At 70.1% G+C, this 20,985-nt stretch carries 21 protein-coding genes; 10 read left to right on the top strand and 11 right to left on the bottom strand.

Annotation, left to right across the window (positions count from 1 at the left end; all coding sequences use genetic code 11):
- Positions 1-327: 327 nt before the first annotated feature.
- Positions 328-2,118: a lysine--tRNA ligase gene (lysS, locus tag ACWD3I_RS40320; RefSeq protein ID WP_365393922.1), complete on the top strand. Its 1,791-nt coding sequence runs from the start codon at positions 328-330 to the stop codon at positions 2,116-2,118.
- A 70-nt stretch (positions 2,119-2,188) separates the two neighbouring features.
- Here lysS and ACWD3I_RS40315 read toward each other — a convergent pair whose 3' ends face one another.
- From ACWD3I_RS40315 to ACWD3I_RS40305, 3 genes are all read right to left on the bottom strand, one after another.
- Positions 2,189-3,451 (bottom strand): DUF2637 domain-containing protein, encoded by a 1,263-nt coding sequence (locus tag ACWD3I_RS40315; protein WP_365393923.1) that lies wholly within the window; start codon positions 3,449-3,451, stop codon positions 2,189-2,191.
- 92 nt (positions 3,452-3,543) lie between these two features.
- The gene (locus ACWD3I_RS40310) at positions 3,544-4,419 is read right to left on the bottom strand and encodes a DUF3558 family protein (RefSeq protein WP_365393924.1); all 876 of its coding nucleotides are present in this window, start codon (positions 4,417-4,419) and stop codon (positions 3,544-3,546) included.
- A gap of 124 nt (positions 4,420-4,543) precedes the next feature.
- Complete coding sequence (locus tag ACWD3I_RS40305) at positions 4,544-5,362, bottom strand: DUF3558 domain-containing protein (RefSeq protein WP_365393925.1); 819 nt, start codon at positions 5,360-5,362, stop codon at positions 4,544-4,546.
- A 184-nt stretch (positions 5,363-5,546) separates the two neighbouring features.
- On the opposite strand from ACWD3I_RS40305, the gene ACWD3I_RS40300 reads away from it, so the two are divergent.
- Positions 5,547-6,740, top strand: a complete 1,194-nt coding sequence (locus ACWD3I_RS40300; RefSeq protein ID WP_365394076.1) for an RtcB family protein — start codon at positions 5,547-5,549, stop codon at positions 6,738-6,740.
- A gap of 41 nt (positions 6,741-6,781) precedes the next feature.
- On the opposite strand, the gene ACWD3I_RS40295 is transcribed toward ACWD3I_RS40300, so the two are convergent.
- The 5 genes from ACWD3I_RS40295 to ACWD3I_RS40275 all read right to left on the bottom strand — a co-directional run bounded on the left by ACWD3I_RS40295 (position 6,782) and on the right by ACWD3I_RS40275 (position 11,515).
- The gene (locus ACWD3I_RS40295) at positions 6,782-8,047 is read right to left on the bottom strand and encodes a GNAT family N-acetyltransferase (RefSeq protein WP_365393926.1); all 1,266 of its coding nucleotides are present in this window, start codon (positions 8,045-8,047) and stop codon (positions 6,782-6,784) included.
- A gap of 36 nt (positions 8,048-8,083) precedes the next feature.
- Positions 8,084-8,509, bottom strand: a complete 426-nt coding sequence (locus ACWD3I_RS40290; protein WP_365393927.1) for a DUF5955 family protein — start codon at positions 8,507-8,509, stop codon at positions 8,084-8,086.
- A 29-nt stretch (positions 8,510-8,538) separates the two neighbouring features.
- Positions 8,539-10,383, bottom strand: coding sequence for a hypothetical protein (locus tag ACWD3I_RS40285; RefSeq protein WP_365393928.1), 1,845 nt, complete (start codon positions 10,381-10,383; stop codon positions 8,539-8,541).
- A 196-nt stretch (positions 10,384-10,579) separates the two neighbouring features.
- The gene (locus tag ACWD3I_RS40280; protein ID WP_365393929.1) at positions 10,580-10,738 is read right to left on the bottom strand and encodes a hypothetical protein; all 159 of its coding nucleotides are present in this window, start codon (positions 10,736-10,738) and stop codon (positions 10,580-10,582) included.
- Entirely contained in the window at positions 10,739-11,515 is a 777-nt protein-coding gene (locus ACWD3I_RS40275; RefSeq protein ID WP_365393930.1) for an SDR family NAD(P)-dependent oxidoreductase, read from the bottom strand. It lies immediately after the preceding gene.
- Between the two features lie 236 nt (positions 11,516-11,751).
- Here ACWD3I_RS40275 and ACWD3I_RS40270 point away from each other — a divergent pair, with 236 nt between their 5' ends.
- Positions 11,752-12,186: an ester cyclase gene (locus ACWD3I_RS40270; RefSeq protein WP_365393931.1), complete on the top strand. Its 435-nt coding sequence runs from the start codon at positions 11,752-11,754 to the stop codon at positions 12,184-12,186.
- A gap of 30 nt (positions 12,187-12,216) precedes the next feature.
- Here the strand turns inward: ACWD3I_RS40270 and ACWD3I_RS40265 are convergent, their stop codons facing one another.
- Positions 12,217-12,552: a YnfA family protein gene (locus ACWD3I_RS40265; protein ID WP_361547159.1), complete on the bottom strand. Its 336-nt coding sequence runs from the start codon at positions 12,550-12,552 to the stop codon at positions 12,217-12,219.
- 132 nt (positions 12,553-12,684) lie between these two features.
- Here ACWD3I_RS40265 and ACWD3I_RS40260 point away from each other — a divergent pair, with 132 nt between their 5' ends.
- Both ACWD3I_RS40260 and ACWD3I_RS40255 read left to right on the top strand, forming a co-directional pair.
- Positions 12,685-13,161, top strand: coding sequence for a hypothetical protein (locus ACWD3I_RS40260; RefSeq protein WP_365393932.1), 477 nt, complete (start codon positions 12,685-12,687; stop codon positions 13,159-13,161).
- Between the two features lie 78 nt (positions 13,162-13,239).
- Positions 13,240-13,725 carry a MarR family winged helix-turn-helix transcriptional regulator gene (locus ACWD3I_RS40255; protein WP_365393933.1) on the top strand — a complete coding sequence of 162 codons (486 nt, stop codon included), beginning with the start codon at positions 13,240-13,242 and terminating at the stop codon, positions 13,723-13,725.
- Positions 13,726-13,757: 32 nt separating this feature from the next.
- Here ACWD3I_RS40255 and ACWD3I_RS40250 read toward each other — a convergent pair whose 3' ends face one another.
- Complete coding sequence (locus ACWD3I_RS40250) at positions 13,758-14,156, bottom strand: winged helix-turn-helix transcriptional regulator (protein WP_365393934.1); 399 nt, start codon at positions 14,154-14,156, stop codon at positions 13,758-13,760.
- A gap of 151 nt (positions 14,157-14,307) precedes the next feature.
- Between ACWD3I_RS40250 and ACWD3I_RS40245 the strand changes: the two genes are divergently transcribed.
- Positions 14,308-15,204: an NADP-dependent oxidoreductase gene (locus ACWD3I_RS40245; RefSeq protein ID WP_365393935.1), complete on the top strand. Its 897-nt coding sequence runs from the start codon at positions 14,308-14,310 to the stop codon at positions 15,202-15,204.
- 102 nt (positions 15,205-15,306) lie between these two features.
- Here the strand turns inward: ACWD3I_RS40245 and ACWD3I_RS40240 are convergent, their stop codons facing one another.
- The gene (locus ACWD3I_RS40240; RefSeq protein ID WP_365393936.1) at positions 15,307-16,725 is read right to left on the bottom strand and encodes an MFS transporter; all 1,419 of its coding nucleotides are present in this window, start codon (positions 16,723-16,725) and stop codon (positions 15,307-15,309) included.
- A 109-nt stretch (positions 16,726-16,834) separates the two neighbouring features.
- On the opposite strand from ACWD3I_RS40240, the gene ACWD3I_RS40235 reads away from it, so the two are divergent.
- From ACWD3I_RS40235 to ACWD3I_RS40220, 4 genes are all read left to right on the top strand, one after another.
- Positions 16,835-17,923, top strand: a complete 1,089-nt coding sequence (locus ACWD3I_RS40235; RefSeq protein WP_365393937.1) for an LLM class flavin-dependent oxidoreductase — start codon at positions 16,835-16,837, stop codon at positions 17,921-17,923.
- Complete coding sequence (locus tag ACWD3I_RS40230) at positions 17,920-18,558, top strand: CE1759 family FMN reductase (protein ID WP_365393938.1); 639 nt, start codon at positions 17,920-17,922, stop codon at positions 18,556-18,558. Before ACWD3I_RS40235 ends, ACWD3I_RS40230 begins: the two co-directional genes overlap by 4 nt.
- Before the next feature lie 259 nt (positions 18,559-18,817).
- A complete protein-coding gene (locus ACWD3I_RS40225; protein WP_365393939.1) occupies positions 18,818-19,534 on the top strand; it encodes a response regulator transcription factor in 717 nt (238 codons plus the stop codon).
- A complete protein-coding gene (locus ACWD3I_RS40220) occupies positions 19,535-20,947 on the top strand; it encodes a HAMP domain-containing sensor histidine kinase (protein ID WP_365393940.1) in 1,413 nt (470 codons plus the stop codon).
- Positions 20,948-20,985: the final 38 nt, after the last annotated feature.

Genomic DNA, 20,985 nt, shown 5'->3' with positions numbered 1-20,985 from the left:
CCCCTGAAAGGCGGCTGTGCCGCCTGTCGAGGGCTGGTCGCGCCCACGCGGCGGAGTCGCGCATCGATACGGTCCCGCGCCCCTGAAAGGCGGCTGTGCCGCCTGTCGAGGGCTGGTCGCGCCCACGCGGCGGAGTCGCGCATCGATACGGTCCCGCGCCCCTGAAAGGCGGCTGCGCCGCCTGTCGAGGGCTGGTCGCGCCCACGCGGCGGAGTCGCGCATCGATACGGTCCCGCGCCCCCGAAAGGCGGCTGCGCCGCCCATCGCCCGCGGCCCCGGGTTGGTCCCTGATAAGGCGTTTTCCTTGTTGCCGACCGAACTGGGAGAATGGCAGCGCCAGCCGTAGACCGTACCGGCTGCTTCAGGAGAGAAAGAAGGACGTGCCCCGTGGCTCAGAGCACCGAGACCACCGACTGGGTCTCCCGTTTCGCGGATGAGGTCATCGAGGAGTCGGAGCGTCGGGCCCCGGGCAAACCGGTCGTCGTCGCGTCCGGACTGTCCCCCTCCGGGCCGATCCACCTCGGGAACCTGCGCGAGGTCATGACCCCGCACCTGGTCGCCGACGAGATCCGGCGCCGGGGGCTCCAGGTCCGGCACCTCATCTCCTGGGACGACTACGACCGTTACCGCAAGGTGCCGGCCGGCATCGCGGGCGTCGACGACTCCTGGGCCGAGCACATCGGCAAGCCGCTGACCTCCGTGCCCGCGCCGAAGGGATCCGCGTACCCGAACTGGGCCGAGCACTTCAAGGCCGCCATGGTCGAGGCGCTCGGCGAGCTCGGGGTCGAGTTCGACGGGATCAGCCAGACCGCGCAGTACACCTCCGGGGTGTACCGCGAGCAGATCCTGCACGCCATGAAGCACCGCGGTGACATCGACGCGATCCTCGACCAGTACCGGACCAAGAAGGCGCCCCCGAAGAAGCAGCAGAAGCCCCTCGACGAGGCCGAGCTGGAGGCCGCGGAGGGGTCCGGCGCCGCGGACGAGGACGACGGCTCCTCCGGCAGCGCCGGGTACTTCCCGTACAAGCCGTACTGCGGCAACTGCGCGAAGGACCTGACGACCGTCACGGCGTACGACGACGACAGCACCGAGCTGACGTACACCTGCGACGTCTGCGGCTTCTCCGAGACCGTGCGGCTCAACGAGTTCAACCGCGGCAAGCTGGTCTGGAAGGTCGACTGGCCGATGCGGTGGGCGTACGAGGGTGTCGTCTTCGAGCCGAGCGGTGTCGACCACTCGTCTCCGGGATCCTCCTTCCAGGTCGGCGGGCAGATCGTCGGGATCTTCGGCGGGAAGCAGCCCATCGGGCCCATGTACGCCTTCGTGGGGATCTCCGGGATGGCGAAGATGTCGTCGTCCAAGGGCGGCGTGCCCACGCCCGGGGACGCGCTCCAGATCATGGAGCCGCAGCTGCTGCGCTGGCTCTACGCCCGGCGCCGCCCCAACCAGTCCTTCAAGATCGCCTTCGACCAGGAGATCCAGCGGCTCTACGACGAGTGGGACAAGCTGGACGCCAAGGTCGCGGACGGCTCCGCCCTCCCGGCCGACATCGCCGCACACGCGCGTGCGGTGCGCACGGCCGGCGGCGAGCTGCCCCGCACCGCGCGGCCGCTGCCGTACCGGACCCTCGCGTCCGTCGCGGACATCACCGCCGGGCACGCGGACCAGGCGCTGCGGATCCTGTCCGAGCTCGACCCCTCGAACCCGCTGGGCTCGCTGGACGAGGCCCGGCCGCGGTACGACAAGGCCGAGGCCTGGATCAACACGCACGTTCCCGCCGACCAGCGGACCATCGTGCGGGACGAGCCGGACGTCGAACTCCTGAAGTCCCTCGACGAGGCTTCCGCGGAGTCCCTGCGACTGCTGGCCGACGGGCTCGCCGAGCACTGGTCGCTCGACGGGCTGACCCACCTCGTCTACGGCGTGCCCAAGGTGCAGGCCGGTTTCTCCGCGGACGCGACGCCCAAGGAGTTGCCGGCGGAGATCAAGACCGCACAGCGGACCTTCTTCGCGCTGCTCTACCACCTGCTGGTGGGCCGTGACACCGGTCCGCGGCTGCCCACGCTGCTGCTGGCCGTGGGCCAGGAGCGGGTGCGGACCCTGCTCGGCGCGTAAAGGCCGGTTCTACGACGATGGGGGCGCCCGGTGAACCACCGGGCGCCCCCATCGTCGTACGCGATCGTGGTTACGCGATGTGGTCCTCTTCCAGTTCCGCGTTGTAGCGGTTCGTGAAGCGGTTGACCATGCGCTTGGACTCGTCCGGCGGGAGCATGAGGCTGAACTCGGCCTCGACGTTCTCGCTGAACTCACGCGGGGTCGGGTAGCCGCTGCCGCTTATCGACTTCTTGAAGACCTGGTAGTACGACTCCTCGTCCGGCTCGGGACTGCCGCCGCCCTCACCGAGTTCCCGCGTGCGGCTGGGGCCCACCGGGATGGGGAAGCTGCCGGTCTCCTCCGAAGAGGGCTCCTCGTGGACCGGCTGCCGCTGTTGCTGGTACTGCTCGGCCTGCTCCTGCTCCTGCTCCGCGTACCACTGGGCGTACTGGTCCGGGTCGTACGCCGGGTCGTAGTCGCCCTGGTACTCGATCTGCTGGGGCGGAGCGAACCAGGGGCTCTCCTCCGGCACCTGCTCGTACTGCTCCTCGGCGGGAGCCACCGCCTGCTGCGGGACGGGCGCCGCCTCCACAGCCCGCTGCTGCACCGGCGCCTCCACCTGCGGTGCCGGCATCGGAACCGGGGCCGGGGGGAGCAGCGCGGGCTCGATGCCCGCCGCCGCCAGGCCCGCCGGAGCCGTCTCCGCCAGCGGGACCCCGTACCGCGCGAGCCTCAGCGGCATCAGGGACTCCACCGGAGCCTTCCGCCGCCAGGCACGGCCGAAGCGGGACCGCAGCCTCGCCTGGTAGACCAGGCGCTCCTGCTCCAGCTTGATGACCTGTTCGTAGGAGCGCAGCTCCCAGAGCTTCATGCGGCGCCACAGGAGGAACGTCGGCAGCGGGGAGAGGAGCCAGCGCGTGAGGCGGACACCCTCCATGTGCTTGTCGGCCGTGATGTCCGCGATGCGGCCGATCGCGTGCCGGGCGGCCTCGACCGAGACCACGAACAGGATCGGGATCACCGCGTGCATGCCGACGCCGAGCGGGTCCGGCCAGGCGGCCGCGCCGTTGAAGGCGATCGTCGCCGCTGTCAGGAGCCACGCCGTCTGACGCAGCAGCGGGAACGGGATGCGGATCCACGTCAGGAGGAGATCCAGGGCCAGCAGGACGCAGATGCCCGCGTCGATGCCGATGGGGAAGACGTAACTGAAGTTCCCGAAGCCCTTTTGGAGGGCGAGTTCACGGACGGCCGCGTACGACCCCGCGAAGCCGATACCGGCGATGATCACGGCGCCGAACACGACGACGCCGATGAGAACGCGGTGCGTCCGGGTCAACTGCACTGGTGCGGCCACCCGTAATCCCCTCCCCTTGCGTGTTGTTGCGCGCAACAGAGTGGCACATGTGTGCGGCGCACGGGTGGCCGGTAGGGACCGTCAGCCCCTGTTCAGCTCTTCTTCGCAGTCGACTTGGACGGAGATGCGGACTTCGACGTAGACGTCGAGGGGGACTTGGAGGCGGACTTCGACGCCGACTCGGACGGAGACGGACTCGCCGCGCCCCCCGTACCCGTGCCGCCACCAGAGTTCGCCTTCGCCACCGCGGCCACCGCCTCCTTGGCCGCCTTCTTCACCAGCTTGGCGAGGCTGTCCGCGCTCGGCGTCTTCTCGCCCGCCAGACCCGCACCGTTGTAGTCGACGGTGACGACGACGTTCTCGACGCGCGTGACCAGCGTCTGCTGCTTGAAGGAGCCTTCCTTCTTCTTCAGGTCGTACGTCACCAGCGTCGCCGCCTCGCCCGTACCGGTGACCGGCGCCGTCTTGGCGTTCTTCGCGCCGTCCACCGACTGCGCGTCCTGGACCTGCTTGTCGAAGTACTCCTGCGCCAGCTTGTCGCCCTCGCCGCGCGTGACGTCCGAGTCGAAACGGAGCAACGAGACGTTCAGCCAGCGGAACTGGGAGCCCTTGACGCCGTTGTTGTCGAGGCTCGACCAGGAGCAACTGCCCCGTGTCGCCACATCATCCGACTTGCCCTGCTTGCCGGACTTCGGTGCCTTCGGTACGAGATCGCTCAACGTGCCCTTGGACAGGGTGTCGCACGGGTCGGGGAGCGAGGCGTACGTCGCCGCCTGCACCGTCGGCGACGCGCTCACGGACGCGGAGGCACTGGCACCGGAGTCCTTGCCACCGGCGTCGTCCGAGCCGGAGTCCGAGGAACAGCCGGCCGCCACCAGCATCACCGGGACTGCCGCCGCGCCGAGAAGTACCCGGCTCAGGCGCCCCACTCGGTGCTCACCCTGGTCTCGCTGTGCTGCTCGCTGCATGGTTCCTTCACTCATGACGCTGCTCGTGCTCCTGCGGTCGGCTCGGGTCCGAGGGGCCACGGTACGCGGTGAGGCAGCTGTGCGGCTCTGGTTCACCTGCTTTGCCGAGGCGCCCGAACGGCCCTCAACCCGCCAGCGCGTCCGCCAGCTGAGAGGCCAGCTCCCTTGCCCTGTCCTGCATTTCCTCACTGTCCGGCACCACGCCGACCGTCGCCGGCTGCTCCTCGTACACGATCGTCACGATCACGTTGGACGTGCGGAACGCCACAGTCACCGTGCGCTGCTGAGCCGTCGAACCCGAGCTGCTGAGCGCGTCGTCCAGGAACGCCTCGTCACCGAGATCGTCGAGCAGACGGGGCTGCAGATCGGTCGGAGTGGCGCTCGGAGAGGTGCTGGAGGAAGAGGAAGAAGAGGAAGAAGGGGAAGAAGAGGGCGAACTCGGGGTGGCGCTCTCGGTACTCACATCGGACGTGCTCGACTCGGAGTCCGTGGGCTCCGGGAGGTCGGCGGCCTCCTGCTTCTTCGCGAACAGCGCCTCCGCCTGACTGTCGTCGCTCACCGCGTTGTCGTACGACACCACCCGCTCCAGATCGACGAGCAGCCGGTCCGTCGCGTCCGCCGACTCCACCTTCCAACGGCAGCCGACCTTGCGGTCCGTGTCGAACGTGACCGACGGCTCCCCCTCGTACGCCTTCTCGCGCTGCGCCTCGTCCGTGATCTGCTGGATGCCGGGCAGGAGCGCGTCGAGCGTGCTCTGTCCGGCCGCGCCGCAGGGCTCCGGGAGAGTGCGGTAGCGGCCGGGCTCGGCGGCGGCCGACGCGGTGCCGGCGTCGCCGGGATTGGCGTCGTCCGTGGTGCCGCCGTCGTCCGAGCCGCTGGTGCAGCCGGCCAGCAACGCCACGAGGAGCGCCGCGACGCCGGGTACATAGGCCTTCCGCTGCACGGTCGGCTCCTCTCGCTGTGTGCGTGTTCCCGCTGCTTATTCGCTTGCCGGGCAGGGGTGACCCCTGGGCACCATGTGTATCGCACGCACAGCCGTGGACGCCGGTCCGTTGTCCCATTCGTTGATCTTGGCGCCGGTTTTGCGATTTGAGACTTTCACAAAATTCCGGGGGAATGAGGACGATATGTCGTACGTGGAGATGCCGGGCGCGAAGGTACCGATCCGTATGTGGGCCGACCCGGCGTCGGTCGAGGACGTGGCGCTCCAGCAGCTGCGCAACGTCGCGACACTGCCGTGGATCAAGGGACTGGCCGTGATGCCGGACGTGCATTACGGGAAGGGCGCGACCGTCGGGTCGGTCATCGCCATGCAGGGGGCTGTCTGTCCTGCGGCGGTGGGGGTGGACATCGGGTGCGGGATGTCGGCGGTCAAGACGTCTCTGACGGCGAATGATCTGCCGGGGGATCTGTCTCGGTTGCGGTCGAAGATCGAGGAGGCGATTCCGGTCGGCTTCTCGATGCATGACGATCCGGTGAACCCGACGCGGCTGCATGGCTTCTCCATGGCTCCCTGGGAGGACTTCTGGGGGCGGTTCGACGGGATCGCGGAGGCGGTGAAGTTCCGCCGCGAACGGGCCGGGAAGCAGATGGGCACGCTTGGCGGGGGGAATCACTTTGCAGAAGTGAATGTTTGTGATTCTGGATCGGTGTGGCTGATGCTGCACTCCGGTTCGCGCAACATCGGCAAGGAACTCGCCGAGTACCACATCGGAATTGCACAGAAGCTTCCGCACAACCACGGTCTGGTCGACCGTGACCTAGCGGTCTTCGTGGCGGACACTCCGCAGATGGCGGCGTACCGCAGCGACCTGTTCTGGGCGCAGGAGTACGCGAAGTACAACCGCACCATCATGATGGCGCTCTTCAAGAACGTGATCCGCAAGGAGTTCAAGAAGGCGAAGCCGGCCTTCGAGCCTGAGGTCAGCTGCCATCACAACTACGTGAACGTCGAGCGCTACGACGGCATGGACCTGCTCGTCACCCGCAAGGGAGCGATCAGCGCCCGGGCCGGGGAGTACGGCATCATCCCAGGCTCGATGGGCACGGGCTCGTACATCGTGAAGGGCCTCGGCAACCCGCTGTCCTTCAACTCGGCGTCGCACGGCGCCGGTCGCCGTATGAGCCGCAACGCGGCGAAGCGGCGCTTCTCGACGAAGGACCTGGAGGAGCAGACGCGGGGCGTGGAGTGCCGCAAGGACTCCGGCGTCGTGGACGAGATCCCGGGTGCCTACAAGCCGATCGAGCAGGTCATCGATCAGCAGCGGGACCTGGTGGAGGTCGTGGCGAAGCTGAAGCAGGTCGTCTGCGTGAAGGGCTGACGCAGGGGCCCGAGCCGTTGTGGCTCGGGCCCTTCGCCGTGTCACCGCAGTGACTTCTCCAGCAGGGTCACCGCGTACGGGCTGCCCGATCCGCCGTCTTTTGTGGGCTGTTCGCCGACCACTGTGTAGCCCGCGGACTCGTAGTACGTGCGGAGGCGGGGGTTGGTGGACAGGCAGTCCAGGCGGGCGTAGGGGAGGCCTGCCTTGCGGATGCGGGATTCCGCGTGGGCCAGGAGTTGGCGGCCGGTGTTGGGCGGGGCCGTGTGGGGGGTTGTCATCAGGCGGTGGATGTAGCCGGCGTCGGAGGGGCGGGGGCCCCAGGCCGCTTCGTCGGTCCACCAGAGTTCGTAGGCGCCGGCCAGGGTGTCGCCCGTGTGGGCCAGCCAGACTTCGCCCTCTTGCATGCGGGTGAGGAAGTGGGCCTCGGTCTTTTCCCGGGGTTTCCACTGGTCGATTCCTCTGGCCAGCATCCAGAGGGAGAGGGAGTCGCGGAGGTGGACCAGGGTTTTTGCGTCCGCCGGGGTCGCCCTTCGGTAGGTGAGGGGTGGCCAGGTCGTCGGGGCCGGTTCCAGGAGGTTTTCGCGGAGCTTTGCGGAGAGGGCTTCGGCGTCCAGGCCCAGGGCCTTCGTGACGTAGCCCTCCACCGAGCCGTAGCGCGCGTTCAGGGCTTGCAGGAACAGGCGCATCACCGACTCGGGGGCGCGGGCGAAGCCCGGCCAGGTCGGGGATCTGCCCTCGTTCCTCGCCCGCCAGTCCGCCAGCAGGGCCGAGGTCGCCAGTTCCGTGAGGCTGAAGTCCTCGACGATCGTTCGCTCGTCGACGCCGAGCAAGGAGAGGATCAGGGCTGCCAGTTCGCCCGTGCGGTCCTTGCCCGATGCGCAGTGGAAGGCCAGGGGGGTGTCGGACTGCGCTGATTCCGCCACCAGTTCCAGGGCCTGGCGGATTTCCTCCGTGCCGTCCTCGGCGACTTCCATGAAGCGTTCGGCGAGGTAGGGGCCGGGGTCGGTGTCGGGGCCCAACGCCGCCTGGTTGTAGGGGCGGTGCTCGATGCTGAGGTGGTGGTAGGAGAAGGAGTCGTCTCGCGGGATGCGGCCCCTGGCCTCGATCTCCCAGTCGTAGCGCAGGTCGATCACCGTGCGGATGCCCAGGGAGAGGAAGCGCGTCCAGTCCTCCGTACCGGCGGCCAGCTTGCCGAGCGAGTCCGCGCGGTACAGGCGGCCCGGGCGGATCCGGCGACCGTCGGGCACTGCGTAGCCACCTAGGTCGCGGAAGTTGTGCAGCTTGTCGAAGGGTACGTGTCTGTCCACAGGGTGGCACCCTATGGGGCCGTCTGGGATCTGGCATCAGAACAGCGGGAGGAAGCCTTCGTACGCTGCCCTCAATGCTGCTACTCCTGCGGCGAGTTGGCCAATGGATCCCAGTGCCGATGTCGTGGCGTCGATGCCGCGCCGAAGTGCGTGGGGGCGAAGTTCGGGTGCGGTGGCGTCTGCTTCCAGTTCGGCGAGGATCGTGTCCGCGTACTCGGCCTCTCCCAGCGGGATCGTATGCGGGAACTGGGTGCGGAGAGAGGCGAGTTCGGTGCGCAGTGCCTCGATCGCTTCGGTGAACGCGGCTTGGGCGGGTGCCAGTTCCTGGGTGGGCTGTTGGCCGTATGTGTTGGTCTGAGAAGCGGTGACGTGGTGGCCGTGGGCCTGGACGCCCCAGTTGAGGTTGCTGTTGCTGACTCCCCCGGGCGGGATCGGGGGGTACTGGGCTGGGTCGGTCGGCATGGGTTTCCCTTCGGTTGGGGTGGCCGCGGTCAGTGTCCGCCTGGGGTCGGCGGGGGCGACGGCGGGTTGGGGCGGCCGCCGCGGCCGGCAGGTGTGTTGTGCTGGTGGGCGTTCACGCGGGTGCCTTGGGCCTGGATGCCGTAGTTGATGTTGTTGTTGGTGATCGAGCGGGCCTGTTCCTCCAGGGCGCTCACGTCATACCCGCGGGCCTTCAGTTCTCGTGCCAGTGCGCTCTGTACGCGCTTTTCGACCGTGCGGAGGAACCGCTTCACGTCGTCGAGCTGGAAGTCGTTCTGGAAGCTGTCCGCCGCGCCCCGTTCGCGCACGCTGAGGGCGGGGGCGTGGTTGACGGCGTATCCACGGCGCGTGAGGCGCCAGTAGCGCAGGCGGGCGCGCAGGACACGGCGCAGAGAGGCGAGGGTGGTGCCGATCTCGGCGCAGGCCGCGGTGAGGTCGTGGCCTGCACCGACGATCGTTCCGGTCATTACTTGGACGCCGTCGATCAGGGGTGATGCCGCGTCGAAAGTGTCCACGACGTGGTAACGGCGCTTGATCGGCAAGAGGACGTACGGCTGCCAGTCCACGTACAGCAGCTGGCCCTGGGTGTTGACGCGGATCAGCACGGTGACGGCGATCTCCTCCTGCCAGGCGCCGATACGGATGGCCAGGAAGTGGCGCAGTCGTTCGTGGCCGCACAGGTCGAGGGCGTCGGCCCAGCGACGGTCGAGGACGGCGGCTCCGGGGGTGTACGGGTCGGACAGGGACATGCCGCCGAGCCAGTCCCGGGTGGGTCCGAGGCGGATGCCGGGGCGGAAGACACGGTCGGTGACGCGCAGGCCGTGCAAGGTGTCCCTGGGGTATTCGCGGCCAGCGGCCAGAGCGCGGACGTCGTCGGCGATCGCCTGGTGGAGGTGGGCGACGGTCACCGGGGTGGGGACCCGCTGGGTGCCGGTGTCGTTGGTTGCGGGGCGCAGTTCGAAGGCCATCGTCCAGGCGACTTCCTCGTGAAGGACGCCGAGGCCCACTACGGGGACGTGGTCGCGGTAGAGGAGTTCGGGGCCGGTCCGCTGGTGGTGCAGGGTGTCGTAGATGCGTTGCAGCCAGGGGTTGTCGGTGTCCGGGCTGGGGCCGGTGCCGGACAGGGGGCCCGTGCGGTTGCCGAGCAGAGACAACAGGCGGAACCGCCAGACGACGCCGGTCATGAAGAAGACGGCGAGGATGAGTGCGTAGACGCGCGCGGAGGGTTCTTCGGCGCGCAGGAACTTGAGGATGGCGGCGAGGGGGGTGTCGGCCTTGCCGGTCTGGGTGTCGTCGTAGAGAGAGAAGCCCTTCCACCACAGCAGGGATACGCCGGTGGCCAGCGCGGCGACGACGATGACGCGCAGCAGCCAGATGAGGGCGTTCCACAGGGTGAGGCGGGTGCGGCTCGCCGCGTCGGGGAGGGGAACGTCGCGGGCTGTGCGGCCGATGCCGAGGACGCGGAGCGCGGCGAGGGTGGCGAGGGCGAGGAGTGTCGACGTTCTGTTCGTGAGGCCGCCGAAGAAGAGGGTGAAGAGGTACACGCAGCCGGAGAGTGCGGCGATGCGGCGGGCCCGCAGGCATTCGTGCAGGACACGGACGAGGTCGACGCCGGGGGAGGGAGCGGGTACCCGGTGGCGATGTTCGACGAGTTCGTCGATTACGGCGTCGCGGAAGGCCCGGTCGACGTAGGGCGCGGCGGAGAGGTAACGGGTGGCGTGGCCGCCGGGCGGTCCTGCGTGGTGCTCGATGAGCGGGAGGGAGGGGACGGGCGTGACGGTGGGGTGTCGGGGTGTCAGGGGGCGGAGTGGCGGGGCTGGGCCGGGTGGTGGTTGTCCGGGAGTGGGGATGGCCATGCGCGTGCCCCCGTTCGTTCGCCGCGGCGGGTGTCTCGCGGTGGTGGCGCGGAATCCGCCTGCGTAACCCTTCATTGAAGCAGTCGGGTGCTGGAGGGGGGACGGCTTGGACAGGACCCCTCAGCGGCTCTAAGTGCTCCCGGTCACGGCAGTGTTCGGGAGCACCCGGTCTTACGGCGTGCTCCGGCTCCGCTGACTACTTCGGCGCGTGTGTCACGGCGTAGATCATCACGAAGGCCACGATGTGGATGCCGAAGAGGAAGTACGCGAGGTAGTACCAGACGAACCGTTCGCGCTTCTTCTCCAGCGCGAGGTGTCGGCGGTCCGACTCCGCCTCGTCCTCCTTGTCGGGCATCTACAGCTCCCTGTGGACCTTCGTGTTCGACGCCTGCGCGCGGGGGCGCAGGACGAGGAGGTCGACGTTGACGTGGTGGGGGCGGGTGACGGCCCAGGTGATCGTCTCCGCGACGTCGTCGGCCGTCAGGGGCTCGGCGACACCCTCGTAGACCTTCTCCGCCTTCTCCTTGTCGCCGCCGAAGCGGGTCACGGCGAACTCGTCCGTCTTCACCATGCCGGGCGCGATCTCGATGACGCGGACCGGCTGGCCGACGATCTCCAGACGGAGGGTCTCGGCGAGGACGTGGGCGCCGTGCTTGGCGGCGACGTAACCGGCGCCGCCCTCGTAGGTGCCGTGGCCGGCGGTGGAGGAGACGACGACCACCGTGCCGTCGCCGCTCGTGACCAGCTTGGGGAGGAGGGCCTGGGTGACGTTCAGGGTGCCGAGGACGTTCGTCTCGTACATCGAACGCCAGTCGGCCGGGTCGCCGGTCGCGACCGGGTCGGCGCCGAGCGCGCCGCCGGCGTTGTTGACCAGGACGCCGATCGTCCGGAACGCCGACGCGAACTCGTCGACCGCGGCGCGGTCGGTGACGTCCAGCTGGTACGCCGTCGCCTGGCCGCCGGACGCGTTGATCTCCGCCTCCAGGGCCTCGATGCGGTCCTTGCGGCGGGCGGTCAGGACGACGCGGTAGCCCGCGGCGGCGAGCTGTCGGGCCGTGGCGGCGCCGATTCCGCTGCTCGCACCGGTGACGACGGCGATGCGGGAGGCGGCGGACGGTGCGGCGGTGGCCATGGGCTGCTCCTCGGGCGTGCGTACGAACGGCTGCCGCCAGGATAGGCGGGTGGGCGGGGGAGCGGTTTCTGATCTCAGCCAGCGGTCCGGTGCCGGCCGGGTGCCGGTGTGGGCTGGGGGTCCGATCTCGGGCAGCGGTCCGGGCTCGGCCAGAGGGCCGGTTTCGGTCGGCGGTCCGGTTTGCTCGGGGCGTGGGAAAATCGAGGTGGGTGGTCCTCTGGTAGTGGAGGTGGATCATGGGTGAAGCGCGAGAGGTCATGGATCGGCTCACCGAGGCGCTGACGGCGCATCCGGACATCAAGGCGATCGGGGAGCTGTACGCGGAGGACGCGGTCGCGTACACGCCGGACGAGGGCGAGATTCACGGTCGGGACAACATCGTCGAGTACTGGCGGCAGATGACGGACGCGGTGCCGGATGCGACGTTCGAGACGCTGTACGCCTGTGAGGTCGACGACACGGCCATCGACGAAGGGGTCTTCAGCGGGCGGAACACCGGCCCGATTCTGCTGCCCTCCGGGGAGTACCTCCCCGCGACGCAGAAGGAGATCAGGATCCGCGGGGTGGACCTCGCGACCGTGCGGGACGGCCGGATCGTCAGTTACCGGCTCTACTTCGACCAGATGGAGTTCCTGGGGCAGCTGGGGCTGCTGCCCGAAGAGGCCGGGTGACGCGAAGACGCCGGGTGAGGCGGCCGGCGTTCAGTTTCCCCGCGGTGCCCACATGATCACCGCCATGCCCGCGAGGCAGACCAGCGCGCCCGTGACGTCCCATCGGTCGGGTCGGTAGCCGTCCGCGACGGCGCCCCACAGGATCGAACCGGCGACGAAGATCCCGCCGTACGCGGCGAGGATGCGGCCGAAGTGGGCGTCGGGCTGGAAGGTGGCGACGAAACCGTAGGCGCCGAGGGCCAGCACGCCGCCGGTCATCCACAGCCAGCCGCGGTGCTCCCGTACGCCCTGCCAGACCAGCCACGCACCGCCGATCTCGAAGAGGGCCGCGACGACGAAGAGGGCGGCCGAGCGCAGGACGAGCATGCCGGGCAGCCTGCCATATGGGTCCACGTCACCTGGCCATATGGGTCCAGTCACCTGTTGGAGGGCGCCTGTCGCCCACTCCGCGTGGGATACATCCGACGGTATGGCCACGCTGGAGTGAGGAGTGCCGGTATGCGGGTTGTTGCTGTGTGCGTCGCGGCCGCGCTGGCGGTTTGCGGGGTGGCGCCGGGGGCTTTCGCGGGCGCGGGGGCATTTCCCGGTGAACCCGAGGCCGATCTGGCCTATCACGGTGCCGTCTCCATGGCGGCGGGCCAGGTCGAGGTGCGGTTCACGCCGCGGAATCACGGGCCGTCGGCGGTGCCCGACGCGACGGTGCGGCTGCGCTGGTCGGCACCGCTGGCGAACCGACAGCTGCTGCCGGACGGGTGCGCACGGTCGGGCGTGAGGGTGGTGCTGTGCCGGGTCGGCGCGCTGGCCGCGGACGGGCTGGGCAACCAGATCGGCTTGCGGCTGCGCCTGAGGGGCGAGCCGTCCGAGGCCCTGCTGGAGATCGACACGGTGTGGAGCGGCGGTGTGGTGGACCGGAACCACCTGAACGACCGCCAGCGTGTCCTGGTCCTGGACACGGGCGACACGTACTACTTCTGACCGCGGGTGAGTGGGTGGGCGGCTGGAGGGATGATCGGCCTCTCTCCCCGTCCATCGGCCGCGTCGTACGATCTCCGCATGGTGCAGGTGGAGGGTGGGGCGGCGCGGGCGCGGTTGCTCGAGGAGCTGGGGACTGTTTCTCGGCGGTACATGGCCGCTTACGCTCTCTTCAATCAGGCCTTCGCCGATCATCTGGGGTTGCATCCGACCGATCTGCAGTGCCTGAATCTGCTGGCCCTCGAAGGGGGGCCCGTGACCACCGGGCGGGTCGCCGAGCTGACGGGGCTGACCACCGGGTCGGCCACGCGGCTGGTGGACCGGCTGGAGCGGGCCGGGTACGCGGTGCGGGAGCGGGACGTGGCGGACCGGCGGCGGGTGCTGGTGGCCACCGTGCCGGAGAGGCTCGCGGAGCTGACGCGGGTGTGGGACCGGCTGGGGGGCGGGTACAACGCGCTCTTCGACGACCTCGGTGATGCCCAACTCGCCCTGATCATCGAGCACATGAGGCGTACGACGCGGTTCAGCGCCGAGCAGGTCGAGCGGCTGCGCTCCGGCGACGTCTAGCCGGCCGGCCGGACGGACGGCCAGTCGGTCGGTCAGTCCGTGGTGTCGTAGTGCTCGCGGGCCTGGTGGACCTCGTCGATGTGGGTCTCCGCCCAGGCCTTCACCGCGGTCAGGAGTACGGCCAGGCTGTGGCCGAGCGGCGTGAGTTCGTAGTCGACGCGGACCGGGACGGACGGGGTGACCGTGCGGACGAGGATGCCGTCGCGTTCCAGTGCGCGCAGGGTCTGCGTGAGCATCTTGGGGCTGACGCCGGCGATCTTGCGGGTGAGGTCGCTGTAGCGCATCGGGCCGGTGGAGAGAGCCGAGACGACGAGGCTGACCCACTTGTCGCTGAGGCGGTCCAGCAGCTGGTTGGTGGGGCAGCCGCGGATGAACGCGTCGTACTCGACACGGGCCTGCTCGCGCCGCTGGGCCGCGGTCATGGTCGGCATGGCTCACCTCCGGGGTGCTTACGCACTTCCAGGTAACTACTTACGAATAGATAGTAACTCTTCCTAGGGTCGTTGGCAGTGAAAGGGGATCCCCGGCAAGGCCTGCAAGCGGGTGATCCCCACAAACGCCAATAAAACCAGGAGACTTGGCATGCGTGCTGTTGTGGTGAACGCGTTCGGTGGGCCCGAGGCCGTGGAGGTCGTGGAGACCGAGGTGCCCGAGCCCGCCGCGCGACAGATACGGATCAAGGTGGCGGCGGCCACGCTGAACCCGGTGGACGCGGGGGTGCGGCAGGGCGTCTTCGGAGGCGCGGGCAAGCAGATCGGGCTCGGGTGGGATGTCGCCGGGACGGTGGACGCCGTCGGGGTCGCGAGTGCGTGGAGCGTGGGGGATCAGGTGGTCGGGCTCGACTACGGCATGGTCGCGCCGCTGGGCGCGCACGCCGAGTACGTCGTCCTGGACACGGACGCGGTGGCCCGGGCGCCGAGGACGGTCGACGTCGTACACGCGGCGACGCTGCCGCTGAACGCGCTGACCGCCGTACAGGCCCTGGATCTCGCGGAGTTGACGGAGGGGCAGTCCCTGCTGGTGACCGGTGCGGCGGGTGCGGTCGGGGGGTTCGTCATCCAACTCGCCTCCCAGCGGGGGATTTCGGTGACCGGGCTCGCGCGGGAGGGGGACGAGGAGCTCGTACGGTCCCTGGGCGCCGCGGACTTCACGTCCGGTGCGGTCGATGCGGGGGCGTTCGATGTCGTGCTGGATGCGGCGGTGCTCGGGGAGGCGGCGCTGGAGTGGGTGCGGGACGGGGGCGTGTACGTCGGGGTCATTCCGCAGGCTCAGCCGGCGTCGGTGCGGGGGGTGCGGACCACCGCCGTCGAGGTGAGTGCGGATGGGGCGCGGCTCGGTGAGCTGGTCGGACTGGTCGAGGAGGGGGTGCTGACGTTGCGGGTGGCGGAGACGTTTCCGTTGGAGGAGGCGGTGAAGGCGCATGCGCGGCTCGCCGAGGGTGGGGTGCGGGGGAGGCTTGTTCTGGTGCCGGGCGTCTAGTGGGGTGGTGGGGGCTGTTGTGTGGCGGGTGCGGGTTGCCTGTGGCTTGTCGCGCAGTTCCCCGCGCCCCTGAAGGGGAAGGCGGCTGGGCCCGCCTTCCCTTCAGGGGCGGGCCTTGCGCGGCAGCAGGCCTACGAGCGGCAGGCACAGAGTGAGGGCGGCGGTGACCGTGATGAGGCTGACCGTCGTGGCGTGGGTCGTGTCGCCGGTTGTCCGGAAGTAGACCGTGGTCACCGCTGCCGCTCCGATCGCGTTGGCCAGTTGCTGTACGGCGTTGAGCGAGCCGCTCGCGCTGCCCGCCTCCGCCGGGGCGATGTCGCCGATCGTGATGTCGTAGACCGTGCCGAAGCAGGTGCCCATGCCGATGCCGAGGATCAGCAGGGGTGGGACGAGTGACCAGGTTCCGGTGTGGGTGCCGGAGTTGTGGATCAGCAGGGTCAGCCAGGCGCAGCCTGCGATGAGGGTCAGGAGGCCGGCGTGGATGAGGCGGCGGCCGTGGGTGTGGATCAGGCCGTGGCAGGCGATCGAGGCGATGACGATGCCGATGGTCAGGGGGATCAGGGCGAGCGCGGTGCCGGTGGGGGAGCGGCCGAGGCCCTGTTGCAGGAAGAGGGAGAGGACGTAGAGGAGGCCGGCGGTCGCGGCGAAGGCGACGATGCCGAGGGTCAGGCCCGCGGCGAAGCCGCGGTTGTGGAGCAGGGTCGGTTCGATGAGTGGGTGGGGGGCGGTGCGCTGGCGGTGGCAGAAGGCGGCGAAGAGGGCGAGGCCGATGGCCAGGAGGATCAGTGGCCGACTGGTCCAGCCTCTCGTCGAGCCGTCGATCAGCCCGCCCAGCAGGCCGAGCAGCGCGCCGGTGAGCAGCACGGCGCCGCGGACGTCGACGGACACGGTCCGGTCGCCTGAGTCGTGCGGCAGCAGGCGGGCGGCGGCGAACAGGGCGGCGCCGCCGAGCAGCAGGTTGATCAGGAACATGGGGCGCCAGCCGAGGCCCAGGACGTCGGCGTCGACGAGGAACCCGGCGAGGATCGGGCCGCCGACCGCGGACAGGCCCATCGCGGGCCCGAACAGGCTGAACGCCTTTCCGATCTGGTCGCGGGGCCAGGTGGCGCCGAGGATGCCGAAGCCCTGCGGGATGACGAGGGCCCCGAAGGCGCCCTGGGCGAGCCGGGCGACGACCAGCGTCGTCGGGTCGGGAGCGAGCCCGCAGGCCAGTGAGGCCACCACGAACCCGGCGAGCCCGAGCAGGAAGAGCCGGCGGCGGCCGTATCTGTCGCCGAGCCGTCCGCCGGGGACGAGCAGTACGCCGAGGGCGAGTGCGTAGGAGGCGCCGAGCCACTGGACGAGGCCGGGGCCGCCGCCGAGGTCCGCGGTGATCGTCGGGGCGGCGATGTTGGTGATCGTGGCGTCGAGGAGGTCGAGGACGTCCGCGGCGAGGATCACGGCGAGGATCGCCCAGCGGGTGCGGGCGGGGAGGGTCGGTTTCCCTCGCTCTTCATCTGTGTCGTGCAATATCTGCGTCACGCAGATGAATATGGGACCGGGAGGGTGAGTGGGTCAAGTGGAATAACGGGGCGGGGGTGGCCGTTCAGCGGTATAGTTGAACGGTCAACAACCTGGAGGGTGAGCGACCATGCAGTTCGGGATCTTCAGCGTCGGCGATGTCACGCCGGACCCCACCACGGGCCGGACGCCGACCGAACGCGAGCGCATCAAGGCCATGGTCGCCATCGCGCTGAAGGCCGAGGAGGTCGGGCTCGACGTCTTCGCGACCGGCGAGCACCACAACCCGCCGTTCGTGCCCTCGTCACCGACCACGATGCTCGGCTACGTCGCCGCGCAGACCGAGAGGCTCATCCTCTCGACCTCCACCACCCTCATCACCACGAACGACCCGGTGAAGATCGCCGAGGACTTCGCGATGCTCCAGCACCTGGCCGACGGCCGGGTGGACCTGATGATGGGCCGCGGCAACACCGGTCCCGTCTATCCGTGGTTCGGCAAGGACATCCGCGACGGGATCAGCCTCGCCATCGAGAACTACGCCCTGCTGCGCCGCCTGTGGCGCGAGGACGTCGTGAACTGGGAGGGGAAGTTCCGCACACCGCTCCAGGGCTTCACCTCCACACCCCGCCCCCTGGACGGCGTACCGCCCTTCGTCTGGCACGGCTCCATCCGCTCGCCCGAGATCGCCGAGCAGGCCGCCTACTACGGCGACGGGTTCTTCCACAACAACATCTTCTGGCCGGCCGACCACACCAAGCGGATGGTCGAGCTGTACCGGAGCCGGTACGCGCACTACGGCCACGGCACGCCCGAGCAGGCGATCGTGGGACTCGGCGGGCAGATCTTCATGCGGAAGAACTCCCAGGACGCGATCCGCGAGTTCCGGCCCTACTTCGACGTCGCGCCGGTCTACGGACACGGGCCGTCCCTGGAGGACTTCACCGACCAGACCCCGCTGACCGTGGGCTCCCCGGAGCAGGTCATCGAGAAGACGCTGAGCTTCCGCGAGTACGCCGGCGACTACCAGCGCCAGCTGTTCCTGGTGGACCACGCCGGGCTGCCGCTGAAGACCGTCCTGGAGCAGATCGACATGCTGGGCGAGGAGGTCGTTCCAGTGCTGCGCGAGGAGTTCGCGAAGGGCCGCGCGAAGGATGTCCCCGAGGCGCCGACCCACGCGTCGCTGCTCGCCGAAGTGAAGAAGGAGACCGCCGTATGAAGCTCGTCGTCGTCTCTGCGGGACTGAGCGTGCCGTCCTCCACGCGACTGCTGGCCGACCGGCTGGCGGCGGCCGTGAAGCAGCTCGCTCCGGCGGAGGTACAGGTCGTCGAGGTCCGTGACCTCGCCGTGGAGATCGCCCACCACCTCACCAGCGGGTTTCCCGGGCGCGCTCTCGCCGCCGCGCAGGACGCCGTGGCCGGGGCGGACGCACTGATCGTCGTCACGCCGGTGTTCTCGGCGTCGTACAGCGGACTCTTCAAGTCGTTCTTCGACGTCCTCGACAAGGACGCGCTGGTCGGGAAGCCGGTGCTGGTCGCGGCGACCGGAGGCAGCGCGCGGCACTCCCTGGTGCTGGACCACGCGCTGCGGCCGCTCTTCTCCTACCTGCGGGCCGTCGTCGTGCCGACCGGGGTGTACGCCGCCTCGGAGGACTGGGGCGCGGAAGGGCTGGACGGGCGGATCGAGCGGGCGGCGGGAGAGCTGGCGGCGCTGCTGCCCGAGGGCCGTCCGGAGGCCAAGCCGGCCACGTCGGTCACGGCGGTCACGTCGGCCAGGGCCAGGGACCGCTTCGAGGTGGTCCCGTTCGCCGAACAGCTGGCGGCACTGTCACCGACGGGCGCACCGGCGGCCTGAGGGCTGGGACGCTCGGTGGCTGGGACGCTCGGTGGCCCGGTGGCGGGGTCTCTTGGTGGCTCGGCCACTCGGCCACTCGGCCACTCGGCCACTCGGCCACTCGGCCACTCGGCCACTCGGCCACTCGGCCGCTCGGTGGTGAGAAGACCGTGGGCGTACGCCCTCCGGTTGCCTCTGTGACGGTGAGAGCCCGGTAAAAAGGCTGATCGTCGGGCCGCTCACCCGGCTGAACCGGCGACGGCCTTGGCAGTATGGAGGCGTGCCTCAGACCGTGCTGCTCGCCGAAGACGACCGCGCCATCCGTCACGCCCTGGAGCGCGCCCTGACCCTGGAGGGTTACCGGGTCACCGCGGTCGCCGACGGTGTCGAGGCGCTGGCCCAGGCCCACCGCACCCCGCCCGACGTGCTCGTGCTGGATGTGATGATGCCGGGCATCGACGGGCTCCAGGTCTGCCGGGTGCTGCGCGCCGAGGGCGACCGGACGCCGATCCTGATGCTGACGGCGCTCGTGGAGACCCAGGACCGGATCGCCGGCCTGGACGCGGGCGCCGACGACTACGTCCTCAAGCCCTTCGACGTCGAGGAGGTCTTCGCCCGGCTGCGCGCCCTGCTGCGCCGCACCGGCGGGGCGGGCGGGGTCGCCCCCGTCGAGGCGCCCAAGCAGCCGGTGCCCGAGCGGTACCTGGAGGCGGCCGGGCTGAAGATGGACCCGCAGGCGCGGCGGGCCTGGCGGGACGGGCGGGAGCTGGAGCTGACCCGTACCGAGTTCGAGCTGCTGGAACTGCTGGTGCGCAACAGCGGGATCGTCCTCGACCACTCCACGATCTACGACCGGATCTGGGGGTACGACTTCGGGCCGGGCTCCAAGAACCTCGCCGTCTACGTCGGCTATCTGCGCCGCAAGCTCGACGAGCCGGGGGCCCCGCAGCTGATCCACACGGTGCGGGGCGTGGGTTACGTGCTGCGGGAGGACTGAGTGGGCCGCCTCGCGCGGCTGCTGCGCAGACGCCGGCCCGGGCTGGTCTCGCTCGCGACCACCTTCGCGGTGTCCTTCGCGGCGGTCACGGCGGCCGTCACCGTCCTCGTCGGGATCCTGTCGTACGGGGCCGCCGCCCGTCTGGTCCGGGTGGACCAGCAGACCGTGTTCGACGAGGTCGTGCAGGACCTGCGGGACGAGGTGCGCGAGCACAGGATGACGCCGGAGGACTTCTCCTCGTCGGCGCCCGGACACGACCTGGTCCGCCCGGCCCGTACCGATGTGCAGGTGCTGGGGCCGGACGGCTCGGTCGTCGACCCCGGCAGCCCCGGGCTGCCCGTCATCGACGCCGACCGTCTCGTCGCGGCGGCCACGGAGGCGGGGCGGCTGGCCGAGCACAAGGACGTCGACGTCGGCAGCGACGTCTACCGGGTCGCGACCGTCTCCCTCGGCGACGGCCGGGGCGCGGTGCAGGTCGCGCAGGAGTTCAGCGACACCGAGGACCTGCTGCGGGCGCTCCAGCAACGCACCCTGATCCTGATGGCGGCCGTGGTGGTCGGGGCCGGGCTGTTCGGTTGGTGGCTGGCCCGGCGCATCACCCGCCGCCTGGTGATCCTCACCTCGGCCGCGGAGGATGTCGCCCGCACCCGCCGCCTCGGTATCCAGGTGCCGGTGACGGGGTACGACGAGGTGGGCCGCCTCGGTCGGGCCTTCGACCGCATGCTGGGCCGGCTGGCGCAGTCGGAGGAGGACCAGCGCCGCCTGGTCCAGGACGCGGGGCACGAGCTGCGGACGCCGCTGACCTCCCTGCGTACCAACATCTCGCTGCTGCGGCGGATCGACGAACTGCCGCCCGAGACCCGCGCCGAACTGGTCGCGGACCTGGGCCAGGAGGCCCGCGAACTGACCGACCTGGTGAACGAGTTGGTCGATCTCGCGGCCGGCCAGTCCGACACCGAGCCGCCGCAGCGGGTGGACCTCGCCGACATCGCGGAGGACGTGGCGGGGCTCGCGCGGCGCCGCACCGGGCGCGAGGTCGTGGTCCGGGTCAGCGGGGACACGACGACCGACGGCCGGCCGGGCATGCTGACGCGCGCGGTGTCGAACCTCGTGGAGAACGCGGCGAAGTTCGACCGCGCGGGCCGCGCCCCGATCGAGATCAGGGTGACCGGCCCCGCCCGCCCGGGCACCGTCCGGGTGGAGGTCCTGGACCGGGGCCCCGGAATCGTCGAAGCGGACCTGATCCGCATCTTCGACCGCTTCTACCGAGCCGCCGACGCCCGCTCCCTCCCCGGCTCGGGCCTGGGCCTGTCGATCGTCCGCGAGGTGGCCCTGGCCCACGGCGGAGCCCCGTTCGCGCTGCGGAGGGACGGCGGCGGCTCGGCGATCGGGTTCACGGTGGGCGGGGGCTGAGGTCCGGTCGCGGGCTTACCCGCCGTCTACGGTGAGCA

This window comes from Streptomyces sp. NPDC002817, from assembly GCF_053592055.1.
This window is presented reverse-complemented; position numbering and strand designations above follow the sequence as displayed.

Excerpts from the sequence above, each read along its gene's own strand:
- ACWD3I_RS40310 (WP_365393924.1), bottom strand. The coding sequence starts at position 4,419 with ATGCAGCGAGCAGCACAGCGAGACCAGGGTGAGCACCGAGTGGGGCGC.
- ACWD3I_RS40275 (WP_365393930.1), bottom strand. The coding sequence starts at position 11,515 with ATGGCCACCGCCGCACCGTCCGCCGCCTCCCGCATCGCCGTCGTCACC.
- ACWD3I_RS40300 (WP_365394076.1), top strand. The coding sequence starts at position 5,547 with ATGTCGTACGTGGAGATGCCGGGCGCGAAGGTACCGATCCGTATGTGG.
- ACWD3I_RS40260 (WP_365393932.1), top strand. The coding sequence starts at position 12,685 with ATGCGGGTTGTTGCTGTGTGCGTCGCGGCCGCGCTGGCGGTTTGCGGG.
- ACWD3I_RS40235 (WP_365393937.1), top strand. The coding sequence starts at position 16,835 with ATGCAGTTCGGGATCTTCAGCGTCGGCGATGTCACGCCGGACCCCACC.
- ACWD3I_RS40230 (WP_365393938.1), top strand. The coding sequence starts at position 17,920 with ATGAAGCTCGTCGTCGTCTCTGCGGGACTGAGCGTGCCGTCCTCCACG.
- ACWD3I_RS40280 (WP_365393929.1), bottom strand. The coding sequence starts at position 10,738 with ATGCCCGACAAGGAGGACGAGGCGGAGTCGGACCGCCGACACCTCGCG.
- ACWD3I_RS40265 (WP_361547159.1), bottom strand. The coding sequence starts at position 12,552 with ATGCTCGTCCTGCGCTCGGCCGCCCTCTTCGTCGTCGCGGCCCTCTTC.
- lysS (WP_365393922.1), top strand. The coding sequence starts at position 328 with ATGGCAGCGCCAGCCGTAGACCGTACCGGCTGCTTCAGGAGAGAAAGA.
- ACWD3I_RS40250 (WP_365393934.1), bottom strand. The coding sequence starts at position 14,156 with ATGCCGACCATGACCGCGGCCCAGCGGCGCGAGCAGGCCCGTGTCGAG.
- ACWD3I_RS40285 (WP_365393928.1), bottom strand. The coding sequence starts at position 10,383 with ATGGCCATCCCCACTCCCGGACAACCACCACCCGGCCCAGCCCCGCCA.
- ACWD3I_RS40255 (WP_365393933.1), top strand. The coding sequence starts at position 13,240 with ATGGTGCAGGTGGAGGGTGGGGCGGCGCGGGCGCGGTTGCTCGAGGAG.
- ACWD3I_RS40245 (WP_365393935.1), top strand. The coding sequence starts at position 14,308 with ATGCGTGCTGTTGTGGTGAACGCGTTCGGTGGGCCCGAGGCCGTGGAG.
- ACWD3I_RS40290 (WP_365393927.1), bottom strand. The coding sequence starts at position 8,509 with ATGCCGACCGACCCAGCCCAGTACCCCCCGATCCCGCCCGGGGGAGTC.
- ACWD3I_RS40270 (WP_365393931.1), top strand. The coding sequence starts at position 11,752 with ATGGGTGAAGCGCGAGAGGTCATGGATCGGCTCACCGAGGCGCTGACG.